The sequence below is a fragment of the Proteiniphilum sp. LBM24028 genome (assembly GCF_056629195.1).
Map to the genome: position 1 here is coordinate 2824345 of NZ_CM152817.1, position 24259 is coordinate 2848603.

A 24259-nucleotide genomic window follows, 5' to 3' on the forward strand; every position below is an offset into this window, starting at 1 on the left:
ACATTTTCCCCACCAAAGCACATAGTTGACCCAAAACAGTATTATCTTCTCCTTCTCTGTTGTTAATTCATATTGCTCTTGTTTAAGAATACAATAAATTCACTGCCTTCGCCATATTCACTTTTTAAGGTGATGTGCCCGCCTTGCGCTTCTATAAATTCTTTACTTATTGCAAGTCCCAGGCCACTCCCCGACGTATTGCTTCCCGGTACTCTAAAATATCTATCAAATATTCTTTCCTGATATTCGGGCAGAATACCTTGTCCCGAATCCTTAACAGAAAACAAAACATTGTTTCCTGTTGTAGAAACGGTTAAATAGACAGTGCCTCCTTCATGAGAATATCTGATTGCGTTTGTAATTAAATTAATAAGCACCCAGGCAGTTTTTTCAGGGTCTGCGAGTATGGAAGGAATATTATCAGGGCAGGATATTGAGAGATACACTTTTTTTTGCTCTGCTTGCATTTGGGTGGTTATGATGGCATAATCCAGAATTTCCTTAGGATTTGTCGGGATAATGGAAAGTTGAATATTCCCGGTTTCAATCTGCGTTATATTCAATAATTCTCCAATAATACCCAACAGCCGCTCCAAATCTTCCTTTATGCTTTCCGTGAGATGTAGCTGTTCATCGTTTAATTTGCCTATCTTTATATTCTCCAGTAATTGAACGCTCATTTTTATGGAAGAAATCGGAGTTTTCAGTTCATGAGAAATGGTAGCCATAAAGTTGGTTTTAGCAAAATCCAACTCTTTCAGAGAGGTTATGTTTTTCAGAAAAATAACATTGCCAATATGGTGCATTCCCGTTTCGCCCGTGTGTGTGATATTCATCGGAGCAATTTCTTTCTGAAAATAACTTTCCTTGTTGTCGGCGTATATTTTAAGTATTGCAGAAGGTGATTTTTCTCCAAAGAAATCTTGTATCAAGGTACGCATCAAATCGTTCTTAACCGCAATATCTTGAGCCGATTTTCCTATCACCTCTTCACTTTTGAGATTGGAAATCTGTAAAGCCTCACTGTTCATAAAAAGAATTTTTAAATCCTCATCCAACCCAATAACCGGTTCATGAATATTGTTTATCAGCGCTTCAATTCGTTTTTTCTCCGTAAGAACTTTTGCCAAATTACTATTATTGTATTCCTGTAGTTTCTCGGCCATGACATTAAAAGCCTCCGCCATTTTTTTAAACTCATCGTTTCGCTTGAGATTAATTCTTTCTGAATAGTTTCTTTCCGCGATATGTTGGATGCTTTGTGTAAAATCGCTTATAGGCTTCACAATATTTTTCGGCATAAAAACCAGCAATGTCAGCGCTATAATCAAACACAATCCACTACCTACCACAATCCACAGGATAGCATCATAGGCTGTGATGTCGGCAATATTACTTTTTTTTTGGATTGCCTCCATGTTTAGACTGATGATAGTTAGCAAATCTTTTCGAAGCGTAGGATATAAAGCCGTATCTGACAAATTCTGTTTCAATTTGTCATAGTCTCGGAGTAATGCATAAGTAGATTTTTTTTCACCGGTTTCGGTTATATTGGCTTGCTGTAGTTTCAGATTTTTTTCAAACTCAAGACATATAGAAGAGTTTTGAATACCGGCATCCAAAAGCATCAGCATCTCCCGCGCATATTTAACCGAGTTGTAATTGTCCGCAAGAATGTTTTTTGTATCATTTGACAATTTATTGATATAGTATCCGGATAATAGGGAAAGGAAAACAACCAGCAAAAATAACGAGCCGATTCCCGTAAAGAGTTTTGTTTTAATATTCATGACCAAAGTTAGTTTAGAATGATTAAATCCGTTTTTGTATTATTCAGTTTCTTAATTAAGTTATTAAACACGTTGCGCGATGTAACAATATGAATAAGCTTGAAGTGTGGTTTTCCGATGCACACAGTCGTTATTTTTCTCTCTTTAGTCTGCTGGACAATGGCATCGGAGATATTGTCGGACCTGACTCTGATAATTTCTCCCCCTAATTCCGTAACTAGTTGAAAATTGTTGATTAAGAAACGCTGTTTATCAAGAGCTATTTTATCGAACCTTTCTTTAGGAGTTTCTACGTACAACACAAACCATCTACACTGATAATATTTTGCGAATCTTGCTGTTTTTCGAATGATATTTCTACCGGACTGTCCGTTGGAACTGATACAGGCAAGAAAACGCTCTTGATGCATTCCCTCCTTTGTGATTTCATTTTCCACCTGTCTTTCCACCGCCGATGCAACCTCTTTCAGGGCTAACTCGCGAAGTTGTAAAATATGTTCGCTTTTGAAAAAATTATCAAGCGCCGTTTGAATTTTATCAGCTTTGTATATCTTTCCCTCTTTTAGCCTTGTAATAAGTTCATCCGCCGGAAGATCTATGTTTACCACTTCATCTGCTTGCTTCAAGATACTGTCGGGAATTCTCTCCAACACTTCAACTCCTGTAATTTCTTTCACATCTTCATTAAGACTTTCAAAGTGTTGAATATTCACAGCCGAAATCACGCTAATTCCCGCCTCTAACAGATCCATTACATCCTGCCATCTTTTTTTATTTTTGCTCCCTATCACATTTGAATGTGCTAATTCATCCACCAATACCACTTCGGGGCGTTGTAGGATGATTGCATCCAAATTCATTTCCTCCAATTCTTTTCCTTTATAAAAAATTTTTTTCCGGGGAACTTCGGGAATACCGTCAAGCAATAGCTCAGTTTCGTAACGACCATGTGTTTCAATATAACCGATGCGCACATCTACTCCGTTGCGCAAAAGCGAATGCGCCTCGTTAAGCATGCGGTAAGTCTTACCTACACCGGCAATCATGCCAATGTAAATTTTAAACCTTCCACGACGCGATTTTTTAATTAGGTCAAGAAAATATTCAGGATCTTGGTTTTCTTTTTTGCTATTTTGCATTATTTAAAATGATATTGCTAAAGATGTAGTTATTGAAACGTTATTCGACACCGGTTTATTTTTCCATGCAAATAAATCCTTGTCTGCATGAAATCCCCGAACCTCACTCCGCCATATTACGTTATCGGCAATGTGTTTATCCAAGTTGAACGAATAACCAAAAATTTTTGCTCCATTTGCCAGCATTACCCCATTTTCATCGCTATAATACTCTCCGCGCAATCCCAAATGGTACCCGGATGACAATTTTATGGATAAAATAACCACAGGGGAATACCACACATTGTAACTTCGTTCACCATTCCCCTTTTCTTCCGCTCCGACATCCAATCCGGCTGTCAATGCAAAAGTATCATTTATTTGAAAGATACCATAGAGATCGTGAAAACACCTCATCTTTTTTTCGGTTGAAGGCGAATCGTTTCCTATGAATGAACTGCTGTTTAGAGTGATGGAAGGTGTGGGCATAAATGTTATCTGATGCCCGAAAGCAAGGGCGTTATTATCTTTTGGACGCTCAATGCGCTGCCATCCGTTTAACAATAAGGCGCTTATGTACCAACGTTCATCCGTGCTTAAGTATGAAAGCCTTAGACCTGTCTCAAATGCGGGTGTATTTTCGGCCGTAATACTGCGGGTAAGCGTAGGATACTCTTTTCCAATCGGGCTTTCCCAACCAATATGAGAGGGAAGAATACCTGCATCTATCCAAATACTTTTTCTTTTGGAAACTTTTACTCCAACATTGGCTTCAAACAGATGCTTCAAGGTTCCTGTTTCCGCCGACATGTTGTCGTTGGCATAGGTCCCGGCCATTATCGCTAAATTTCCGCGTACGACATCGGTATTGTACGCCACCTTTAACATTCCTAAATTCAGATTGAACGTGTTGTGTCGATTGTAATTATACAGAAAAGGCTGTTTTATGTGATTGGCCGGCTCGGCAAAGTCATAAGAATAATAAATTTCTGTATATCCCTTTATGGATAAGGGATTTTCCAGATTTTGAGCTAAGAGTAAACTTCCTGAAAAAGACAAAAACAACCAGAAAGAAGAAAAGAAAAGTCTTTTATACATCGTCTTATTTTTTTATTTTTAAATTGTCCAAGGCAATATTCAATTTCAATACGTTTATTTTTTCCGGTCCGATTGGATTTTTTTCTTCGTGATCTTTCACCAGATTCCTTACTATTTCCACATCTAATTCTCGTGCTTTAGCTACACGGTTTACCTGAGCATTTGCCGCTTCTATGAAAATATGCGGATCAAGCCCGCTTCCGCTTGCCGTTACCATATCTATCGGCACATGTGACTTCGGGTTTTGCATTTCAAAATCAATTATTCGCTGTTTTACCTGTTTCAGATATTCAGCATCATTGGGGCCTTTATTGCTGCCGCCACTGCCTGCCGCATTATAATCTACCGCTGATGGACGCGAGTGGAAATAAATATCTCTATCAAATCGCTGACCGATATTTTCGAAATAAATATTTCCGTTTTTATCGGCTATTCGTTTTCCTTTTCCAAAATTTGGGGCCATCTGTGCTATTCCTAACAATATCAGCGTATATATTCCTACACACAACACAAGCATTGCTCCTGTCATTCGCAACGCGGATAAAAAATATCTTTTCATTTTCTGTCTTTTTAAATAAATAACGACACCAACATGTCAATGAGTTTGATTCCGATAAACGGCAGAACAATTCCGCCTAAGCCATAAATAAATAAATTTCTTTTTAACAGCGCACTTGCTCCTATGGGCTTGTATGACACGCCACGCAAAGCCAACGGAATAAGCAACGGAATAATAATGGCGTTGAAAATAATAGCTGAAAGAATAGCACTTTCAGGAGTATGCAACCGCATAATATTTAACTCTTGCAACGAAGGTATGGTGGCAATAAATAATGCAGGAATGATGGCAAAATATTTTGCTATATCGTTAGCGATGCTGAAAGTTGTGAGTGTTCCACGCGTCATCAACAACTGTTTGCCGATTTCTACAACTTCAATCAGCTTTGTGGGGTCATTATCCAGGTCCACCATATTGCCGGCTTCTTTAGCTGCCTGAGTTCCACTGTTCATAGCTACACCCACGTCAGCTTGGGCTAAAGCCGGAGCATCGTTGGTTCCATCCCCCATCATCGCTACCAAATGTCCTTCCAATTGTTCTTTGCGGATATAGTTCATCTTATCTTCGGGTTTGGCTTCCGCTATGTAATCATCTACTCCGGCTTTATAAGCAATATGTTTTGCCGTGAGCGGATTATCGCCGGTAACCATTACCGTTTTGATTCCCATTTTCCGAAGTCTTTCAAAACGATCGCGAATGCCCGGCTTAATTATATCCTGAAGTTCAATAACACCAACAACTTTTTCATTTTCAGCAACCACAAGCGGTGTACCTCCTTTGTTGGAAATATTGGATACTTCACTAACAATGGCCAGAGGAAATTCGTTCCCGGCCTCTTCCACCATCCGTTCAATTGCATCGGCAGCTCCTTTGCGAATCCGGATATCCTGATAATTGATACCCGACACACGGGTTTCCGCAGTGAATGGAATAAAATGAGCATTTTGCAGATCAAAATCTCGTATAGTGATATTGGCTAGCTCGAGTATGGATTTACCCTCGGGGGTAGTATCGGAAATTGAACTGAGCGCAGCGCTACGAATAAAATTCATTTCTTCTATCCCGGGAGTAGGAATAAAATTTGTTGCTTTACGATTTCCGATGGTAATCGTGCCCGTTTTATCCAATAACAGGACATCTATATCGCCCGCCGTCTCTACCGCTTTCCCACTTTTGGTAATCACATTGGCCCGCAAAGCCCTATCCATTCCGGCGATACCAATGGCGCTTAACAATCCTCCTATGGTTGTGGGAATGAGACACACGAAAAGTGAAATCAACGCCGCTATACGAATGGGAGCGGATGCGAAATCGGCGAAAGGCTTCAACGTTATCACTACAATAATAAATACTAAAGTAAAGCCTGCCAGCAAAATAGTAAGAGCTATTTCGTTAGGAGTTTTCTGTCGTGATGCGCCTTCTACCAAAGCAATCATTCTGTCTAAGAAACTATCTCCCTGCTGTGATGTTACTTTTACCTTTATTGAATCGGACAACACTTTTGTTCCTCCGGTTACCGAGCTTTTATCACCACCTGCTTCGCGAATTACCGGCGCACTTTCACCTGTAATGGCACTTTCATCAATTGTAGCAAGTCCCTCAACAATTTCACCATCAGCCGGAATAATATCACCCGTTTCACACACGAACAGGTCGTTTTTTTTCAATTCCGATGAACTGACTATAGTAATAATGCCGTTGGCGGAGATTTTTTTAGCAGGAGTTTCTTCTCGTGTTTTCCGCAACGTGTCGGCTTGTGCTCTTCCCCGCGCTTCGGCAATTGCTTCGGCAAAGTTGGCAAACAACAACGTTACAAACAATATGAGAGTAATTGCAAGGTTGTACCCCAAAGTTCCTTGATGGGCTGTTTGCGGAGCAATAGCAATCCATAGGCAAACGCCCATCATAACCAAAGTACCTATCCATACACAGAACATTACCGGATTCCGAAAGATTATTTTAGGATTGAGTTTAACAAACGATTCTCGCATTGCTTGTTTAACCAGAGTAGGCTCAAACAGTTTATTTGATGTATTTTCTCTTTTTGTCATTTTTGTATAAAAATTAATGTATCATTGTAAAATAATCGGCAATAGGACCTAATGATAGAGCCGGGAAAAAGGATAAAGCTGCTATGATGGCAATTACCACAAAAACCATAACTCCGAATGTAGGACTGTCTGTTCGAAGCGTTCCTGCACTGTCAGGTATGTATTTTTTTGCACTCAAGCTTCCCGCAATTGCCACCGGACCGATTATTGGAATAAACCGCGAAAGGATGAGCACAAATCCTGTACTTATATTCCACCAAGGGGTGTTATCTCCTAATCCTTCAAAACCACTTCCATTATTAGCCGATGCAGATGTAAATTCATAAAGCATTTCGCTAAAGCCATGGAATCCGGGATTATTTAGCGTGTCTAATGTGAGCAACGGCATGGCAGCCGAAAGAGCCGTACCGATAAGAATAAGAAAAGGATGGACGAGAGCCACAATCATGGCTATTTTCATTTCACGCGCCCCTACTTTTTTGCCTAAAAATTCGGGCGTTCGCCCCACCATTAATCCACTGATAAATACGGCAAGAATAATGAAAACAAAGAAATTTAAAACTCCCACGCCCACGCCTCCGTAAAATGTATTGGTCATCATGCCCAGCATCATGTTCATTCCGCTGAGAGGCATGTAACTATCATGCATCGAATTAACGGAGCCCGTAGAAATCACGGTAGTAACGATGCTCCAATAGGCTGACGCAGCCGATCCGAAACGCACTTCCTTCCCTTCCATATTTCCACCTGAGATATCGACTCCCATTTCTTGAATAATAGGATTACCCTTCATTTCCATCATTATATTGGGTATGACGAGCAAGAGGAATCCAAGAGTCATCACGCCCCAAATCATCCAACTCATTTTACGTTTTCGAAGGAAAAATCCCAGCGCAAACACCATGGCAAAGGGTATTATCATTTGTGCCGTCATCTCAACCATATTAGTGAGGTAAGTTGGATTTTCGAGCGGATGAGAAGAATTTGCTCCATAGAACCCGCCACCGTTCGTTCCCAAATGCTTAATGGGTACGAAAGCTGCCACAGGTCCCGTTGAAACAGTCATAGAATCGCCTTGCAATGTTGTCATTGCTTGTTTTCCTTCAAAAGTCATTGGCGTACCGCTGAATATCAAGATTATCCCGATAATCATCGAAATAGGTACGAGCACGCGAGTAATTGATTTCGTGAAAGAATTGTAAAAGTTTCCCTGGGTGTTGTGTGACCCTTTTCGCAAAGCGTAAAATACGGTTACGGCTGCGGCCATTCCGGTAGCAGCGGTAACAAATTGAAGAAACATCAAATAAAGTTGTCCAAGATAGCTTATTCCGGTTTCGCCTGAGTAGTGTTGCAAATTACAATTCACCAAGAACGAAATAGTGGTATTAAAAGCTTGCGAGGGCGATTGATTGGGATTGTGATCAGGATTAAGGGGGAGCCAACTTTGATTTGTAAAAATAAACATTCCTAACAGGAACCAAATCAAATTGATGGTAAGCAATATTACCATCTGCTCTTTCCAGTTCTGCTCTTTGTCCGCGTCTATTCCTGCTATCCGAAAGATAAGTTTTTCAACCGGACGCATTATAAAGTCCAAAAACGTTTTCTCGTTCGCATATACTTTTGCCATATATTTTCCTAATGGCAACCCGATAAGCAATGTCAATAAGAACATTGTGAGGGGACCTAAAACATCTGCATTCATTGCTAAAATTTCTCCGGTTTAATGAGCACATAGCACATATATATAAATACGGCTATTGCAATAATTAATAATAGTATCATACCTCTTCAAAAAAATTAATGGATGCGTAGAATAACGCAAAACAGGCCAATCCTGCTAATGTTAATAAAATCGTCTGCATATTTTTATTTATTTATGGTTTTACTTAGATTGGTTTTGCGAAAGTTATGCCATTCAAAACAATCGCAAAAGAAACAACTTATAATCAACAAGTTAAATTTCATCTATTACGATATGATAGATAAAAAAAGCCTATCAAAATGATAGGCTTTTATCATAATGAGAAAGGTGGTTACGGTTTTAATTTATATTCCTCAATTTTTCTGTAAAGGGTGGCAATGCCAATTCCCAGCAACCTTGCTGCTTCTGTTTTATTTCCTGAAACGTGCCTGAGAACTTTTTGTATGTGTAATTTTTCTACCGAGGCCATTGAGAGAGGCGCCGCTTCGGTTTCTTTCATTGATAAATTCAGGTTGTATTGTTGTATTTCATAAGGCAAATCTTCTAATTGAAGTTCTTCGGAGTCCATTAGTATAGAGCTTCTTTCTATCACATTTTTTAATTCCCTGATATTTCCCGGCCAGAAATAATTTATTAATGCATCAAGAGCCGATTTTGAAACGGAGAGATTTTCCTTTCCAGAAAATTTCGACATAAAATAATTGATGAATAGAGGTATATCATCTTTGCGCTCTTTTAGAGAAGGCAATTTTATGTTAAAGACGGATAATCGAAAATACAAGTCTTCCCGAAAATTGCCTCGAGCGATTTCATCTTGCAAATTCCGATTAGTAGCAGAAATAACGCGGATATCAACTTTCGTAGGTCTTGTTTCGCCAATCTTCAAAAACTCTCCGGTTTCGAGAACACGGAGTATTTTAGGTTGGAGTTCAATTGGCATTTCGCCTATTTCATCCAAAAACAAAGTACCCTTATCGGCTTCTTCGATGAGCCCTTTTTGCTCTTTCACCGCTCCTGTGAACGCTCCCGCCCTATGTCCGAATAATTCACCCTCAAGCAGGTCTTTACTAAATGCAGAACAGTTGATAGCGACAAAACTTTTTATAACACGAGAGCTCATCTGGTGAATGAATCTTGCAAAAATCTCTTTTCCCGTTCCGGTTTCTCCTGTTAATAAAACAGAGGTAGAGGTTTTTGCTACTTTTTCGGCTAACGAAAGATTTTTTTTCAGTGCTTCCGATGTTCCAATAACTAAATTGGAATAATCTGTATTCTGGCCTTTTTTCGCAGTATTGGCATTGCGTTTTCTCTCCACATTTTCAAATGCCTGATTCAGCAGCGGAATAATTTTATTATTATCATCTCCTTTTATGATATAATCGAAGGCGCCGTTTTTCATTGCTTGTACCCCGTCGGCAATATTGCCATAGGCTGTCAATAAAATGACTTCAATAAAAGGATATTTTTGTTTTATATCCTTTGTTAAAGCAACTCCGTTTCCATCAGGCATTTTCACATCGCACAACACAACATCTATTTCCGGTGTTTGCCCAAGTATCCGCATGGCCGATTTACAATCTTCAGCCTGCACTACCTGAAAATTTTCCATACTCAGAATGCGGGACAAAAGCGTTCTGAGTTTTATTTCATCATCAATTATAAGAATTGTTCTCATTCCACCTGTTTCGATATTGCATGAAATACAAAATTACGGATTTTTTATGTGAAAAGTGTATTGTCAATCATCCGCTGCAATTTTCGTATATTTTTGCTGTCCTGAATGTTAGTGAAGTTGTCGTACGAACGCTTTTGGAAATAAGTCCTTCATGACAAAGCGAGGTTTACATCGACATATAAGATGTCCATAAAGATGATTGGCAATCAACTCTGTGGACATGAATTTCGCTGAAATTTGCTGAGAAACGAGATACTGTCCCCTCTTTAGTCGAATAATTGCACCTAGTTTTTCCAAATCAGAAATTTCATCATTTAATGATCTGTGGGCAGGATAAATACTTCGCAACGAGATGCAATCTATCGGAATAATACCATTGGGATGTTTCTCCGGGATTATAATATTTATCAAGGGTAATCTTTAACCAAGCTTTTTGTACATTATCCTTTTGCTCTTGATACTCTTTTTCGATAAATGATTTTATTTCCTCACGCGTAACCGTTCTCCGAAAAATGAATTTATACCTTTCCTCATACATCCAAACCGATAGGCGTTTCCATTTACAAGCTGGCAGAAAAATCGGGATATATGCGATGAAGTCACTTATTCCCATTTCAATCATACCGTCTTTTTAATTTCAAGAAATAATTCTCAAATAAATATTTTGATAAGATAGATACAGAAATCGTACTAAAGACAACTATCCCATAAAATACGATATGACTCCATGCCAAGGTAATTTGAACTAAATACTTTTTCAGAAATAGTATTACTCCAAAAATGATAAGCATATGATACATATAAATACCATAAGAAATTTCTCCCAAGAATGACAGGGTTTTATTTCTCAACTTGATTATGCTATTATCTACGGTGGAGATACAGATAATGGCATATAAAAACAAGAAATCTATTAACAACGAAGAAAATACCGGTGTTTTAAACACAATAAGCCATACCTTGTTGTGAATATTACAATGAAACAGTAAAAACACCACAAGCGTAGAAAATGTGATTATCTGGATAGGCACTTTAAACAGAAACGATTCGGTAAATGATTGCCCGTACGTGTATATAAGGTAGGCCCCCAAACCGCCGACTGCCATAGACTCAAACTTAAAGGAGGTAATTAAATAACCAAACAATTCATTGTGTATTACAAAACCCGATACGTATAAAATAATCTTAAACAGAATGACTGACAAGAGTAGAACCCACACTCTTTTTTTAATATATTTAAAAAAAGGAGCCCATATCAAATAAAACACCTCTTCCACGCCTATGGACCATAAGGGTTCTAAAAGGTGATGCCCAAAATAGAATGTTACCAGTCCCGGTATAAAAAACAAAAAGTAAAACCATGTTTGCTTCAGGTTATAGGGCATTTCATAGTCCATCTGAAAAATAGAAAACACACATGGTAGTAGAATCGCTCCTATAAAAATCAACAAGAAATAAAGCGGCCAAATTCGCAACATCCTTTTTAAGTAGAATTTTTTTACTTTTATGGTACCCGTTCTTTCGCGTTCTTTCAACAGTAAATAGGTAATTAAAAATCCACTCAGCACAAAGAAGAATGTAACCGCATGCCCTCCGTTTCTGAACAACCCCAGCCATTCAAAATTATCCATTTCATATTTTCGTTTAATGGTTTCGCCATGATGCAATACCACAAGGAATGCGGCAATAAACCGAAGAGAGTTTAGACCTGGAAATAGGGCAATATTCTTATGGTCTGAAATTTTGTTGTTCACTGTTATTTTGTTTACAAAAAGGTATCTTTTAACTTGCCGCCGCGTTTTTGTTAGGCGTATCGACCACAGGCTATCCCTGTTGAAGCCGTTTACTCACACTTAATATGACAACTGTACAAACAACAGGGAGGATGTGGAACATTGGCTAGTTGCAGTGGCGCAAATGAATTGAGAATTGAGGGATATGAAAATTCAACGTTTCTTTAAAATAGCAAAATACGATGTTGTAAGAAAATTTCTTAAGATAGGAATCGCCGAAAAAATTGAAATTGTCTTGACGGGTTTTAATCCAAACTTGCTCTCATAATGCGGATTGATAAAATAATACGCTTCATCCACTTGCGTTAATTCGACTTCCTTGACAAGCTTTTTAAAAAGCTCAATTGTTGTTCCACAGCCCTTTATCTCCATCAATTCGGTTATTGTTCGCTGATTTATGCCTGCTTTCTTCAGAAGTATTTTATATATTCTTTCAGGTAAAAGATGAATAAACGGTGAAAAAGAAATCATTCTGTTACGACAAATCTGTTGATGCCCGCCAAACGGCATTTGCCACGGCGGAAAACCGACATAGATAACTCCATTACTGTTCAACAGGTTTTTCGCAATAGCAAGTAATCGTTTTTTTGCTAACACGTGTTCAATCACATCGTGGATGATAATGATATCGAATTTCTCCACAATGATTGCTGTAAAAATATCCTGACATAAAAAATTACCGGACAATCCCTCTTCCTGAAAAAACTGTTTTGCTTCCTTGATCCTGATCTCCGAAATATCGATCCCGGTTACTTTACATCCCCGTTTGGAAAATGGCAACAAATTACCACCTTCGCCACACCCAATTTCCAAAATGCTGAGGTTCGGGGTGATTTTTTTATGATGTTCTATAAATGGGAGAAAATACTTCTTGCATGTTTCCGCTAATTCATTGAAATATTGTTTCCTGTTCGTATGTCTTTTTTGCATTCATTTATTTTATTAATTTTAAATGAATTGCGCGTGAGTAACAAAACACGAAGCGCAATGTTATTTGAACATTACGCAAAAAAGAGAAGAAACCTAACCGTGATTTTAGTTAAAAAAAGGAAATATAATTAGAATGTGCGACTAACAGAAAAGGCGAAGGATCGTCCGTCATATGTTTTATGAATAACCGGATCATGTCCGGGGTCAAAATTTTCGGATTTGTGCGGCAAAAGGTTATCCGTAGGAAAATTATATTCATCACGAATATAATCGTCGGGTGAGTTTGTATAGAAGATTTGCGTGGAATTCAAAATGTTTACCCCGCTCAATTTAAGCTGAATACCGCTTTTAGGAAAACGATAGCTCACAGTAGCCTCCAGCGAATTAAACGGTGCGCGATATTCGTGCCCGTACGCATTTTCGCCCAACACAAAAAGCTGACGGCCGCTTCGGTTAAACAGAATGTTGGCATTTAGATTTTTATCCGAATAGTTTAATCCAACATTCAACAGATAAGGCATTTGTCCCGACAGCGGTCTTTTTTGTATACTCTCCGTTTCCACAAATTCGTCATTGTTCTTCATTACCATTCTCTTCCCATATACGGATGAACGGGTAAGCGTAAATCCGGCAGTAAATTGAATACGACTCATGAAATCGGCATCAGTCATAAATCCCAATTGTTTACGTATATTCGCTTCAAGCCCGTAATTAATCGCTTTATCCGAGTTTTGCAGTACGTACATTCGTTCGTCTAGACCATATTCGTATGTGGTGCGTTCTATGGGGCGATTAATGTATCTGTAAAACAGTCCGACAGAAATAAAATCGAACGCCTCCATTTGTTTCTCAGCCTGAAAATCGAGAGCCTGAACATCTGAAGAACGTATCGGGCGATTAATGGATGTGCCGAGCAATTGCGTATCGTAAGCAGGAAAAGGGATGTAATCGGCCAATTGCGGAAGAATAACCGAACGCACGTAGCTCATCCGCATATTCCAATTAACGACAGGAGTATAAATGAAGTTTGCCGATGGCATAAATTCCCATTTTTTCACAATGTTTTCGTAATTGGCACGTACTCCCCAAACCAAACGGAGTTTTTCGCCCCAACGGTGTTCCAGCATCGTGAAAGGAAAATGTTCAATCATTGTTTTTTCAAAAGAATCCTGTCCAAATGTCCGGTTGATTTCCGGTGCGGGAATGTTATTATATTGCAGGATTAACTCGCTGAATCCATATCGTATGCGCTTGTAGTTGCTATTATAACCCGCTGTGAATGTGCTTGTCGGATTTCCCCGACGAAAAGGGAACGAAACAGATGCTCCTATTCTGAAACTCTGCTCCCGGTTCCCGTATCGTCCGCTGGATGCGGGGTAGGTATTCCTCAATTGAGGATTGTTGTGCAGGAAATAGAGCAACGAATCGTCGCGTAGCGGCTTGTACATTTCCGAGAACGCGGCATCTTTTCGTTCACGTTGCACAAGCGTATGCGATGCGTTCCATTTTACCGAAGCATTGCCGATAAAGTGATGCCCGTCCAATTTATTCTGATACAGTGTGGAAAACGTGGGATAATTAAAAAACTGACGGCTCAGGTTCTTGTCATTATCCGGAATATCTTCCAGATGCTGCGATATCTCCGTTAAATCGTTTTCAAAATTTCTCGTAAAAATGTTCCGCAGGCTTATTCTGTTTTTGTCAAATTGCCATCCCGCGTTCAGCATTCCGCCCATAACCGTATTGTAACCATAGGTATATCCTGAATTACGACTCTCGCGCATATTACCCGTATTTTGCCCGATACCTTTCCATCTGCCACGTAGTGTATGTTCAATAACCGTTTGCTGTTGTGTGTTTTGGCAAGAAAGGGAAAACAATACACCCGTTCGATTTCCCTTGTCTGCTAATGTACGTGCTCGACCAACTGTTACGGAATAGTGCTGTGATGGCGGCGCTTTACGATTGAAAATCCGAAAATGTGTTGCCGGAATCTGTACTGCATTTTCTGGAACCTCGCGGCTTCCGTCGTCCAATCCGATAAAATCCCATTTACCGCGTTTTCTTCCGCGTTGGTTTTGAAAAGTACTTTTCGTATTCAGTTGAAATTCTGCCTTCAATTGCACAAAATTTTGTTCCGGAATATCTTTTGTGATGATATCGGTCATTGTGCTACCGAAACTTACGGGAATATCCGGCGTGGACGATTTCAATAAACGGATATTGTCCACCAATGAAACGGGTAACATGTCGAAGGAAAAAATGCTGTACGCCGGATCGTAATTGGGTAGTGAAACTCCATCGAGTGCAATTTCGTTCCATCGTCCGCCCGCGCCACGGACGATAATACCGTTATTTTCGGTGGCAGCGATACCCGGAATGAGTTGCAACGCATCGCGAACGGTGTTGGCGGCTGAGCGTTCTATTTCCTGTCCGGCAAGTACAGTGCTGACGTAAGGTGTGTTTCGTTGTGCCCGCAATGCACCGATAATGGTGCTTTCGGGCGGTGTTTGGACAACTACTATTTCGCTAAGCGAAACGTTTGTTTCTTTCAGAACCACATCCAGGCGTGCTGTTTGCTTTGCGCCAATCTCGACGGATGTAACCTGTATCGGCTCGTATCCCAAAAAACGGATTTCAACCTCAAAACTACCTGCGGAAAGCGGTAACGAATAATCGCCGTTTAATCCGGTCATTGTTCCTCTTTGCACACTTTGTACCCAAACGGTAGCGCCGGCGATCGGCACGCCAAACGTATCGGTAATTTTACCCGCCAGGTATCCTCCGGCTGTTTTTTCGTGGTTGCGGCGAACGATTACAAAACGGTCAGCGTTGATTTTGCGATATGTAAGCGGAGTGTTTTCGAGTGACAAACGCAGCCATGTTTCAATATCTGCAGACATTGTTCTTAACGGACGTACAGTGACCCCTTCTAAAAACCGCGATTCGTACGTGATGGATTTTCCTTTTTCTCTTGCCGTTTCATCAATGCGTTCAATGCGCGACAACATATTTTCGGCCGGGAAAGAAGTGGTTTGCGCCCGGACATTTCCAATGAAAAATAAGCCGAAAAGCGACAATAATATTTTAGGGAATTTCCGTGGCATTTGTGGATTGGAAGACTATTTTATCGTCAGCGATACGATAGGTCAAATCGTACAAAGCAGCTATTTCATCCGCAATTTCATTTATTGCCGTGGATCTGTCGAGCGTCATATTTATGGACATTGATCCGGATTGGTTCTCAAAAACGACCTCTTTTCCGTATAGTTGACGAATACGTAAAGACAATTCATCGGCAGATGCACTTTCCAACACGATTGTACCTGTACGCCAGGCTGCTTTTTGCACGCTGTTAATCGATTCTCGCGTAAGCTCCTTTTTTGCCGCATAATATGTTGCTTGCTGGTTAGCTGCAAGCTCCAAACTTTTGTTCTCCGGAGTTGAAACATTTACATTTCCACTCAACACGCTGACTTCCTGAAATGATAATTCCGCGTAACTTTGAATTGTAAAACTTGTTCCAACCACTTTTACCGTCAACCCGTCGCGCAAATGAACGATGAATGGTTGGCTGTTATTGGGTTTTACGTTGAAAAATACCTCCCCTTCCTCCAACCACACTTCACGTGAGGTTTCACGTAAGGTTGTACCCGAGTTTAAAATGATTTCAGAACCGTCGGCTAAGGTGATATTTTTAATTGCGCTGGTCGCAACATGTTGTTTTTCAATATTTTTAGTCTGGTGATATTGCGGCTTGTAAAACAAAAATATCCCGATTACCAGTAAGGCAATACTTGCAATAGAAGCAATAATGGTAAGCGAAAGTTCACGTTTTTTTGCACGATGAGTTGGATTGTCCAAATCTATGCCTGCATGTTTAAAAATAAACACCTTTGTATCAAGATCCATCTCATTTATGAGTTCGTCCGTTAACTCAAAATCCTTTTCGGGAATGAAATCGACTTCAAGCGATTCAATAATTTTGTTTTCTTCCTCAGTAGTTTTACCCAAACGGTATCTTTCGAACAAATCATGCGCCAGAACCTCCTTTTCTTTATCCGTCAATTTTTTTCGTGGATTATCGGATGTGCTATTTTTCATTTCTAAAGTATTTGTTCAATGTTTGAATGGATAAAATTACTATTTTTTTGTGGATCAACATATAACCGAATAGAAGAAATTCTGGCGATGGTGCGGTAATAAGATTCGAAGATTTTTTCTACTTTTGTTTTGGATTGAAAACAACAGACAAAATACTATTAAAAGCCATTGAAGAAAAAGACGAAAAGGCTTTTACTCAATTTTACGAAAGATACAACCGTGTCGTTCTTTGTTTCGTGTTGTCTAAAGTTCATAACAAGGAAATAGCGAAAGACGTTGTTCAGAATTTCTGGCTTGCCCTTTGGGAAAATCCGCGTATGTTGCGTGCGAATAAAAATGGATGTGTTAAAGTTTTTATGTTGCAATATCTTCGCTTCCGTATCTATGATATATATCGTATTGCCGTACCCGAAACCATTCCGATTGAATATACAAGCGTCGAATTCATTGATATAGCAAGCACAAACCTCGAAAAAGAAGAGTTGATACAAGTTGTGCACGACGCTTTGAAAAACAGTTCCATGTTAACTCGAAATGCCTTTTGGATGCGAATGGAAAATATTCCGGCAAAAGAAGTTGCCAGAGAATTGAATACGACGCCTCAGACAGTTCACAATGCTTTTTCGAAGTTGTTAAATACTGTCCGGGAGCGTTTAAAGAAACATTATCCGGAAATTCAATCAAACGAAAAAAAACTATTAACCATGATAGTATCCGTTGTAATTTATTTCTTCGGATAAATTATCCAGTGTATTCTTTTGGGTCATCGATACCATCCAGCCCTTTTACTGCCCCCTCAATCTTTTGTATACACGAAGTGCAGGTCAATGTCTCTAACTGAATTGTTGCTGAATTTTTCATTTTCGTTTCCTGTCTTTATTGTTTTTATAAATTAAAAATTATTTCTTGTGTGACTTTCGTGGCCGGTAACCAAGCAGTCTCATGCCGTTCAGAATAACAACCAGTATACTCAACTCGTGCACCAACATGCCAACCGGCATATTCATCCATTCGCTGAACAACAGACCGCCCAGTAATACGAACACGACACCCACCGCTATCGCAATATTTTGTCTTATATTGAATGATATGGCTTTCGTCAATCCCAGTGCATAAGGTAGACGGCTGAAGTCGGAGTTTACCAGCACCAGATCCGATGTCTCAATGGCCACGTCTGTGCCGTTACCCATGGCGATTTCCACGTCTGGCAGTGCAAGCGAGGGCAATCAGGATGGCACTGATCAGCGTGATCTGATTTTTATTTTTTAAAACAGTTTGTTGCATAGCTCCTATAGTATCTTGATTTGTAGAACAAAGATATACACAACAAAACGGGAGAACTGTCACCCTGGCGACAGTCCCCTTATTTTCAGGCAGTTTAACTTTTAAAGCCGGTTAATGTATATGGTTAAGATTAAAATAATTGAAGACAGCCGGTTCGTTCGTTCTCCCCCTGTGGATCAAACCCGGACGGGCAACCCTGTCCCAACGTACCAGAAAGGAACCATCGAGAGGAGTGTCATTCACCCGATACCAGCTTTTGCCATCAGGACTATGAAAAAAAGTAAGCATACAGCCATTACTTACCTTAATTTTTAAAAAGGGATGTGTACTCTCCGTCTCAGAGCGGGACAGGGTGGTTTCCCTGCCGTCCCTCACTCTCTTTACAATCAGTTCATTATGCTGTACCCCTATGACAACCATATTCCGATCGTCGCCCTACATGGTCAGTCCTTTCAGGCTGCCATTTGTGTTTCCGACTTGTGTTTCATAGCTGTAGCTGGTCGTCTGCGGGCGCAGGCAAAGCACTGTCCCCTGTTTGGTACCTGCAGATGGCACACCGGTCAATATAAGACTGCCATTTCCCGGTGTCACATCAATGGAAGAATATGGATAATTCCAGGTCCAGTCCACCTTGAGTGATTTTCCGGAAAAGTCATCATTAAAATCTGCCAAGGCCAACTGCGCAGTCCCTGTAAACGGGACCGGTTGTCTGATTGTGGCGTGTTTGCCGGACTTGAATGCCAACCATTCGTCATCGGTATCAATCAGTTCATGCAGGATAGGTTGTCGTCCCAGATAGAAAGCATCCCCTGACTGATAACCGTGGCTCAAGTAGAACATCCGTCCGTCGGGTGTCTCTACTGCCGTGCCGTGTCCGCAGGAAAGAAAATCGCCATTGCCACCCGAGAGGATCGGGTTTCCGGCATATTTCTCATAAGGTCCACGGAAGTTTTGTGAACGTGCCACACGCACATCGTAGTCACTGGATGGACCGCAACAGCTCTTTGCCGAATAAATAACGTAATAATAATCCCCCTGCTTAAAATGATACTGTCCTTCCAGGCCGATCCGCTCGTCGTCTTTTAACAAAGTGAATGGTTCCCCTATGAGTTGCAATCCATCATCCGACAACCTGCTGCCCAGCAGTTCGATGGGCCGCCGGTCCAGTCCGTATGCTTTCCAGGTCAGGTAAAGCTGTCCCGCATCGTCGAAGACAAAGGCATCAATCGCTTCCGTTCCCAGCTCAACGAGGGGACCATGATCGGTAAATTTCAGTAAGGTACCCTCAGCTGTGGCCACACCGATATAGGATGTGTTGTCGGATTTTCTGCGGGCAGTATAATAGCAGAACATGGTTCCATGATGATAAAATAACTCGGGTGCCCAAAAGGAATGAGAAGTCCATGAAGGTTTTTCGTCGAAAACGTGACCTGCCTGCTTCCAGTTAATCAGGTCAGAGGAAGTAAATATGGGATAAAATGGAGCCCACTCTGACGACGTGCCCGTTGCATAATAGGTATCTCCCACTTTGATGACAGAAGGATCGGCCATATCTCCTTTAATCACAGGATTCTCAAAAAAAGCACTTCCCTGCGCGGCAATATCAAACAGGACAAAAACAGACACAACAAGGAGGCAGAATTTTCTCATAATACAGCATTACATTATTTAGTTACAAAGCTAACAAAAATAGGTTGAACAAAGATGTGATGTCTACCATAAAAAAAAGCCACCCCTGAGGATGGCTCTTGTAGTATGTAGCAGAAAGATTGTTATCTGATTTTCTTGTAACCATACACGGCACGATCGCCCAGTTCTTCCTCGATGCGGAGCAACTGGTTGTACTTGGCCATACGGTCTGAACGACTCAACGAGCCGGTCTTGATCTGTCCTGCATTGGTAGCCACCGAGATGTCGGCAATGGTAGCATCTTCTGTTTCACCGGAGCGGTGCGAAGTTACACTGGTATATCCGTGACGGTGTGCCATTTCAATGGCGTTCAGTGTCTCGGTCAGCGTTCCAATCTGGTTCACCTTGATCAGGATAGAGTTGGCGCAACCCAGTTTGATTCCTTTTTCGAGGAACTCTACATTGGTCACGAACAGGTCGTCGCCCACCAGCTGGCATTTATCACCAATCTTGTCGGTAAGCAGTTTCCAGCCATCCCAGTCGTTTTCGCTCATACCATCCTCAATGGAGTCAATCGGATATTTAGAAATCAGTTCAGCAAGATAGTCGGCCTGTTCTGCTGAATTGCGCTTTTTACCTGTGGCGCCTTCAAATTTGGAGTAATCATATACGCCATCTTTATAAAATTCAGAAGCGGCACAGTCGAGACCGATCATTACATCTTTTCCCGGTTCGTATCCTGCATTCTTTACAGCAGTGAGAATCGATTCAAGGGCTTCTTCCGTTCCACCTGCAAGGTTGGGGGCAAAACCGCCTTCATCGCCTACAGCAGTACTCAGGCCCTTGTCATGTAATACTTTCTTCAGGGCGTGAAATACTTCAGCACCCATGCGGAGCCCCTCCTTGAAAGAGTTGGCGCCTACAGGGCGAATCATAAATTCCTGAAATGCGATGGGTGCATCGGAGTGTGAACCGCCATTGATGATGTTCATCATGGGTACAGGCAACACATAGGTGTTGGTACCTCCGATATATCTGTAGAGAGGCAATCCGAGGTAGTTGGCAGCAGCCTTAGCCACGGCAAGTGAAACACCCAGCAAGGCATTGGCACCGAGGTTCGATTTGGTTTTGGTACCATCCAGCTCCAATAGTTTCGCATCAATCTGTGTTTGTTCAAGCACATTTGTACCAATTAAAGCGGGGGCAATTACATCGTTTATATTAGCCACAGCCTTTAACACACCTTTACCAAGATAACGACCTTTATCACCGTCGCGAAGCTCCAAAGCTTCATTTTCACCGGTAGAAGCGCCTGAGGGAACAGCTGCACGGCCGAAAGCGCCCGATTCTGTAACGACATCTACTTCCACGGTGGGATTTCCTCTGGAATCCAATACTTCCCGTCCTAAAATACTTACAATTCTCATATTGTTGAATTTATAATGAAATGAATTTAATCTGTAATCACCTAAACAGTAACCTGATACCCTAATACGAATCCTTTCGGAATTCTCATACAAAGATACATATTTTTTGCTAAACGGTCTCTTTGAAAAAGAGAAAGTTGGCTTAATTATGAATATGCATGTAAGATTTGTATCGCTTATACACCTCCGCCATTCACAGTGGCAATGAGGGTGCTCAAATTGGAGGTAAGCAGTTTTACCGAGATGGCCATCAGAATAACTCCGAAGAATTTACGCAGGATGTAGGCACCGCTTTCGCCCAGTATCTTCTTCACTCCATCCAGATATCGAAGTACCAGGTATACAATGAGAAGGTTCAGTACCACGGCGGTGATGATATTTAATGTATGATATTCCGCCCGCATGGAGAGCAACGTGGTAAAGCTTCCCGGTCCGGCAATCAGCGGAAAGACCACGGGAAAAAGTGTGGATGAATTGTCAGGGTTGGTGCTGTCATTCTTAAATATCTCCACCCCAAAGATCATTTCAATGGAAAGTATGAGCAACACCACAGCTCCGGCGACGGCGAAAGCGGAAATATCGAGTTGAAACAGTTTAAGTATCCATTCTCCAATAAAGAGGAAGCCTATCAGGATTATGAGTGAGTAGAATGCCGCCTTCTCAGGATGGATTGTTTTATTCTGGCTTTTCAGGTTCAAAAAAATAGGAACTGATCCGGTTACGTCAATGATGGCAAACAGGACCAGAAAAGCACTTACAATTTCCACAACGTTCAATGTCCACATAACGGAGCAATTTAGAATAATGACACTATTTACTTTCTTTTTGAATACAAAAATAGGAAATCAAAGCGTTATTGCCAAATCGGAAGTTAATATCTGTCAGACAATACGCTTATTTTCACCAATGGGAAAGGATCGGGATGTACAAAATTCAGGAATTTGACTATTCTGAAAGCAGAGAAGTGATGAAAAAAACGTTTCACAAATGTTGCCACGGAGGCACTATTGTTGTTGCAATCGGCTACATCATCCAGGAATTTCACTTCATACAGAAAGCGTTGCAGTGCGGGATGCAGATCTGCGATTATCGCTCCTGCCTGTTTGGTATCTTTCCTGAAAAATGCATCTTTCCGGTCGAACAATTGCTTTAATATTTCAAAAGCATCCGGAGAATAAACCCTCAGTTCATCGTCAGGTTCGCTCATTATCTTTTCCAGTGCAGGTCCCGTACCAAAGGGAACACGGTCGGAATAACGGGCAAGGGGATATACACACACCTCGTTGAGCTCCTCTATCCTCCCCAGAGAGAAGACTTTCTGCAGGAAATAAAAATCTTCACCCCCCTGCTGGCGCCCCATACCGCCTACCCTTACATAGGCGTCGGCCGACACGGCAAAAGCTGAACCAATAGTATGGAAGTAACATGGAAATCCTGTATAGCGCAGCATCGCGCGATAATAATGAAGATAACCCTCATATTGCCGCACCGCCCCTTCAAGTATCGGATTGTTTTCTTCTACACGATGATGGAAATGATGTACAGTGGCATTCAGCCGGTCATTGGCAGTGAAAGCTGCACTTATGACAGTAAAAAAATTTGCGGATACAGTACAATCGGCATCCAGAGATATAATCACCCCACCTGCCTTGTCATGCAGGAAAAAATGTTCCACGGCCAGGTCCATTCCTATTTTCCGGGCCAGCCCCACTCCCGCATGTTTTCGTGGTAATCCCTCAAACAACAACGGTAGGAAGTGGCGTTCATGGGTGTTATTTATTGCCGCGAACTCTTTGGCCTGCGTGAATGAGATCCGATTTTGCCTGATGCCTTCTTCGGTGGAACGCTCACCCGAGTTGAATACAACCACCACTGCAATCTTTCCTTCTGGCTGAATCGCCGTCAACAGACTATGTAATGTGGTGAACAGGTCCGGTTCATTGTAGCAGGGTATCACCACCACCATATCAGCCTCAAAATCAATCGGAAGACTGGCAATCCTGTATTCCGGCTTTTGCCTTCCAATGTATGTGTCCCAGTTATGCCGGTTCATGTGCAGGGAGTGTTTAATAAATAAATGATACTGACCTAAACCGAATAAGGGCCCTTTTTCAAAGAACCCTTTATTGTAAGTCGAAAAATAGCAAACCTCTATTTTTGCGTGGCAACAGTTGCGGTCGCAGGTCCATATTTGCCATTAAGATACTCAACCACCTCGGCCGTGATGTCATATTTATCGTCGGCATAAAGCACAGTGCTTGTCGTCCGGTTACTAAAGATGATCTCATAATGCCTGTTGGCGTTGAATTCTTTCATTCTGGCTTTGATGGTGTCCTCCATTTGCAGGTTCAGTTTCTCCTGCTCCAGCATAAACTCCTGTGTCAGCCGATCGGCCAGTTGCTGGTACTCCTGGTTCATCTTCACAATGCGTTCCTGCTCCTGCTGCGCTCTTTCCTGACTCAAAAAGGCATTGTTACGCAGTTTACGATCAAATTCCTGTGCGGCTGAATTGATCTGATTCTGTCTTTGATTCAATGTTGCCCGTGTACTTTCTTCTTTTCTCAACAATGATTCATTAAGGTCTTTCGCGAAATTATAATTAATCAGCAGGGAATCCACATTTACATAGGCAATGGGCAATGTAATGGAAGAGTCGTTCAATAACACGGAAAGATCTTTTCCGGCTGATCCGTTCACGGAAGATTTAGAGGTAAAATGCAGGATGTAAAGAATAATTAACGCGACCGCCAGCACTCCGCTGACGACGTAAGGAGTAGAATTCTTCATTTTTAAGAGATTTATAAATTTTCTGATTTCAATATTTTCTCAATGGGGCTCTCTCTTCGGCTCATTTCCGCATCCTGTGATGTGGCACAATGGATACCTTTGTCCTGCATAGCCTTGCTGTCACCGATATGCAAACTGGGGAAGCTGCCTTTCTTAGTGAAAAAGACCTGCACGCCCATTAATAAAATGGCGATAAACAAAATAATGATACCCGGGATCAGTATATTTAACATAATGCTCGTTTTAACATTGCAAAGATAGTAGAATTAGCCAATTAAACCACATCATTTCACATTAAAGATGCTAAAT

Annotated in this window: 21 protein-coding genes and 1 pseudogene; 1 reads left to right on the plus strand and 21 read right to left on the minus strand. The window is 41.0% G+C overall.

Annotation, left to right across the window (positions count from 1 at the left end; all coding sequences use genetic code 11):
• Positions 1-62: 62 nt before the first annotated feature.
• From AC1HCU_RS11390 to AC1HCU_RS11450, 13 genes are all read right to left on the minus strand, one after another.
• Positions 63-1634, minus strand: a complete 1572-nt coding sequence (locus AC1HCU_RS11390) for an ATP-binding protein (protein ID WP_480366094.1) — start codon at positions 1632-1634, stop codon at positions 63-65.
• Between the two features lie 164 nt (positions 1635-1798).
• On the minus strand, positions 1799-2929 hold the full coding sequence (locus AC1HCU_RS11395; RefSeq protein ID WP_436419334.1) for a sensor protein KdpD: 1131 nt from the start codon (positions 2927-2929) through the stop codon (positions 1799-1801).
• 3 nt (positions 2930-2932) lie between these two features.
• Entirely contained in the window at positions 2933-4006 is a 1074-nt protein-coding gene (locus AC1HCU_RS11400; RefSeq protein ID WP_480366097.1) for a porin, read from the minus strand.
• A gap of 4 nt (positions 4007-4010) precedes the next feature.
• On the minus strand, positions 4011-4565 hold the full coding sequence (locus tag AC1HCU_RS11405) for a potassium-transporting ATPase subunit C (protein WP_480366099.1): 555 nt from the start codon (positions 4563-4565) through the stop codon (positions 4011-4013).
• Positions 4566-4576: 11 nt separating this feature from the next.
• Entirely contained in the window at positions 4577-6616 is a 2040-nt protein-coding gene (gene kdpB / locus AC1HCU_RS11410) for a potassium-transporting ATPase subunit KdpB (RefSeq protein WP_480366101.1), read from the minus strand.
• Between the two features lie 13 nt (positions 6617-6629).
• Positions 6630-8321 (minus strand): potassium-transporting ATPase subunit KdpA, encoded by a 1692-nt coding sequence (gene kdpA / locus AC1HCU_RS11415; RefSeq protein ID WP_480366103.1) that lies wholly within the window; start codon positions 8319-8321, stop codon positions 6630-6632.
• 2 nt (positions 8322-8323) lie between these two features.
• Positions 8324-8401 (minus strand): K(+)-transporting ATPase subunit F, encoded by a 78-nt coding sequence (kdpF, locus tag AC1HCU_RS11420; RefSeq protein WP_436419342.1) that lies wholly within the window; start codon positions 8399-8401, stop codon positions 8324-8326.
• A 251-nt stretch (positions 8402-8652) separates the two neighbouring features.
• Positions 8653-9996: a sigma-54-dependent transcriptional regulator gene (locus AC1HCU_RS11425; protein WP_480366105.1), complete on the minus strand. Its 1344-nt coding sequence runs from the start codon at positions 9994-9996 to the stop codon at positions 8653-8655.
• Positions 9997-10306: 310 nt separating this feature from the next.
• A complete protein-coding gene (locus tag AC1HCU_RS11430) occupies positions 10307-10618 on the minus strand; it encodes a hypothetical protein (protein WP_480366107.1) in 312 nt (103 codons plus the stop codon).
• Entirely contained in the window at positions 10611-11750 is a 1140-nt protein-coding gene (locus AC1HCU_RS11435) for an acyltransferase family protein (protein WP_480366109.1), read from the minus strand. The genes AC1HCU_RS11430 and AC1HCU_RS11435 overlap by 8 nt, the downstream gene beginning before the upstream one ends.
• Before the next feature lie 192 nt (positions 11751-11942).
• Positions 11943-12719: a class I SAM-dependent methyltransferase gene (locus AC1HCU_RS11440; protein ID WP_480366111.1), complete on the minus strand. Its 777-nt coding sequence runs from the start codon at positions 12717-12719 to the stop codon at positions 11943-11945.
• A 128-nt stretch (positions 12720-12847) separates the two neighbouring features.
• A complete protein-coding gene (locus AC1HCU_RS11445; RefSeq protein WP_480366113.1) occupies positions 12848-15826 on the minus strand; it encodes a TonB-dependent receptor in 2979 nt (992 codons plus the stop codon).
• Positions 15807-16823, minus strand: a complete 1017-nt coding sequence (locus AC1HCU_RS11450; RefSeq protein ID WP_480366115.1) for a FecR family protein — start codon at positions 16821-16823, stop codon at positions 15807-15809. Before AC1HCU_RS11450 ends, AC1HCU_RS11445 begins: the two co-directional genes overlap by 20 nt.
• Before the next feature lie 134 nt (positions 16824-16957).
• Between AC1HCU_RS11450 and AC1HCU_RS11455 the strand changes: the two genes are divergently transcribed.
• Complete coding sequence (locus AC1HCU_RS11455) at positions 16958-17563, plus strand: RNA polymerase sigma factor (RefSeq protein ID WP_480366117.1); 606 nt, start codon at positions 16958-16960, stop codon at positions 17561-17563.
• A 1-nt stretch (position 17564) separates the two neighbouring features.
• Here the strand turns inward: AC1HCU_RS11455 and AC1HCU_RS11460 are convergent, their stop codons facing one another.
• From AC1HCU_RS11460 to AC1HCU_RS11495, 8 genes and pseudogenes are all read right to left on the minus strand, one after another.
• Positions 17565-17684, minus strand: coding sequence for a heavy-metal-associated domain-containing protein (locus tag AC1HCU_RS11460; protein WP_480366119.1), 120 nt, complete (start codon positions 17682-17684; stop codon positions 17565-17567).
• Between the two features lie 38 nt (positions 17685-17722).
• Complete coding sequence (locus tag AC1HCU_RS11465) at positions 17723-18049, minus strand: hypothetical protein (RefSeq protein ID WP_480366121.1); 327 nt, start codon at positions 18047-18049, stop codon at positions 17723-17725.
• 169 nt (positions 18050-18218) lie between these two features.
• Positions 18219-19757, minus strand: a pseudogene (locus AC1HCU_RS11470) (family 43 glycosylhydrolase).
• Between the two features lie 122 nt (positions 19758-19879).
• Positions 19880-21163: a phosphopyruvate hydratase gene (gene eno / locus AC1HCU_RS11475; RefSeq protein WP_286861578.1), complete on the minus strand. Its 1284-nt coding sequence runs from the start codon at positions 21161-21163 to the stop codon at positions 19880-19882.
• Between the two features lie 176 nt (positions 21164-21339).
• Positions 21340-21948: a MarC family protein gene (locus AC1HCU_RS11480; protein ID WP_286861581.1), complete on the minus strand. Its 609-nt coding sequence runs from the start codon at positions 21946-21948 to the stop codon at positions 21340-21342.
• Between the two features lie 86 nt (positions 21949-22034).
• Entirely contained in the window at positions 22035-23216 is a 1182-nt protein-coding gene (locus AC1HCU_RS11485; protein WP_480366124.1) for a glycosyltransferase family 2 protein, read from the minus strand.
• A gap of 98 nt (positions 23217-23314) precedes the next feature.
• A complete protein-coding gene (locus tag AC1HCU_RS11490; RefSeq protein ID WP_286861585.1) occupies positions 23315-23950 on the minus strand; it encodes an OmpH/Skp family outer membrane protein in 636 nt (211 codons plus the stop codon).
• An 11-nt stretch (positions 23951-23961) separates the two neighbouring features.
• Positions 23962-24183, minus strand: a complete 222-nt coding sequence (locus tag AC1HCU_RS11495) for a hypothetical protein (protein ID WP_286861587.1) — start codon at positions 24181-24183, stop codon at positions 23962-23964.
• Between the last annotated feature and the right edge of the window lie 76 nt (positions 24184-24259).

What these genes read in the sequence shown, in the direction of transcription:
- AC1HCU_RS11390 (WP_480366094.1), bottom strand. Translation starts at nt 1,634, where the DNA reads ATGCTGATGCTTTTGGATGCCGGTATTCAAAACTCTTCTATATGTCTT.
- AC1HCU_RS11395 (WP_436419334.1), bottom strand. Translation starts at nt 2,929, where the DNA reads ATGCAAAATAGCAAAAAAGAAAACCAAGATCCTGAATATTTTCTTGAC.
- AC1HCU_RS11400 (WP_480366097.1), bottom strand. Translation starts at nt 4,006, where the DNA reads ATGTATAAAAGACTTTTCTTTTCTTCTTTCTGGTTGTTTTTGTCTTTT.
- AC1HCU_RS11405 (WP_480366099.1), bottom strand. Translation starts at nt 4,565, where the DNA reads ATGAAAAGATATTTTTTATCCGCGTTGCGAATGACAGGAGCAATGCTT.
- kdpB (WP_480366101.1), bottom strand. Translation starts at nt 6,616, where the DNA reads ATGACAAAAAGAGAAAATACATCAAATAAACTGTTTGAGCCTACTCTG.
- kdpA (WP_480366103.1), bottom strand. Translation starts at nt 8,321, where the DNA reads ATGAATGCAGATGTTTTAGGTCCCCTCACAATGTTCTTATTGACATTG.
- kdpF (WP_436419342.1), bottom strand. Translation starts at nt 8,401, where the DNA reads ATGATACTATTATTAATTATTGCAATAGCCGTATTTATATATATGTGC.
- AC1HCU_RS11425 (WP_480366105.1), bottom strand. Translation starts at nt 9,996, where the DNA reads ATGAGAACAATTCTTATAATTGATGATGAAATAAAACTCAGAACGCTT.
- AC1HCU_RS11430 (WP_480366107.1), bottom strand. Translation starts at nt 10,618, where the DNA reads ATGATTGAAATGGGAATAAGTGACTTCATCGCATATATCCCGATTTTT.
- AC1HCU_RS11440 (WP_480366111.1), bottom strand. Translation starts at nt 12,719, where the DNA reads ATGCAAAAAAGACATACGAACAGGAAACAATATTTCAATGAATTAGCG.
- AC1HCU_RS11445 (WP_480366113.1), bottom strand. Translation starts at nt 15,826, where the DNA reads ATGCCACGGAAATTCCCTAAAATATTATTGTCGCTTTTCGGCTTATTT.
- AC1HCU_RS11450 (WP_480366115.1), bottom strand. Translation starts at nt 16,823, where the DNA reads ATGAAAAATAGCACATCCGATAATCCACGAAAAAAATTGACGGATAAA.
- AC1HCU_RS11460 (WP_480366119.1), bottom strand. Translation starts at nt 17,684, where the DNA reads ATGAAAAATTCAGCAACAATTCAGTTAGAGACATTGACCTGCACTTCG.
- eno (WP_286861578.1), bottom strand. Translation starts at nt 21,163, where the DNA reads ATGAGAATTGTAAGTATTTTAGGACGGGAAGTATTGGATTCCAGAGGA.
- AC1HCU_RS11480 (WP_286861581.1), bottom strand. Translation starts at nt 21,948, where the DNA reads ATGTGGACATTGAACGTTGTGGAAATTGTAAGTGCTTTTCTGGTCCTG.
- AC1HCU_RS11485 (WP_480366124.1), bottom strand. Translation starts at nt 23,216, where the DNA reads ATGAACCGGCATAACTGGGACACATACATTGGAAGGCAAAAGCCGGAA.
- AC1HCU_RS11490 (WP_286861585.1), bottom strand. Translation starts at nt 23,950, where the DNA reads ATGAAGAATTCTACTCCTTACGTCGTCAGCGGAGTGCTGGCGGTCGCG.
- AC1HCU_RS11495 (WP_286861587.1), bottom strand. Translation starts at nt 24,183, where the DNA reads ATGTTAAATATACTGATCCCGGGTATCATTATTTTGTTTATCGCCATT.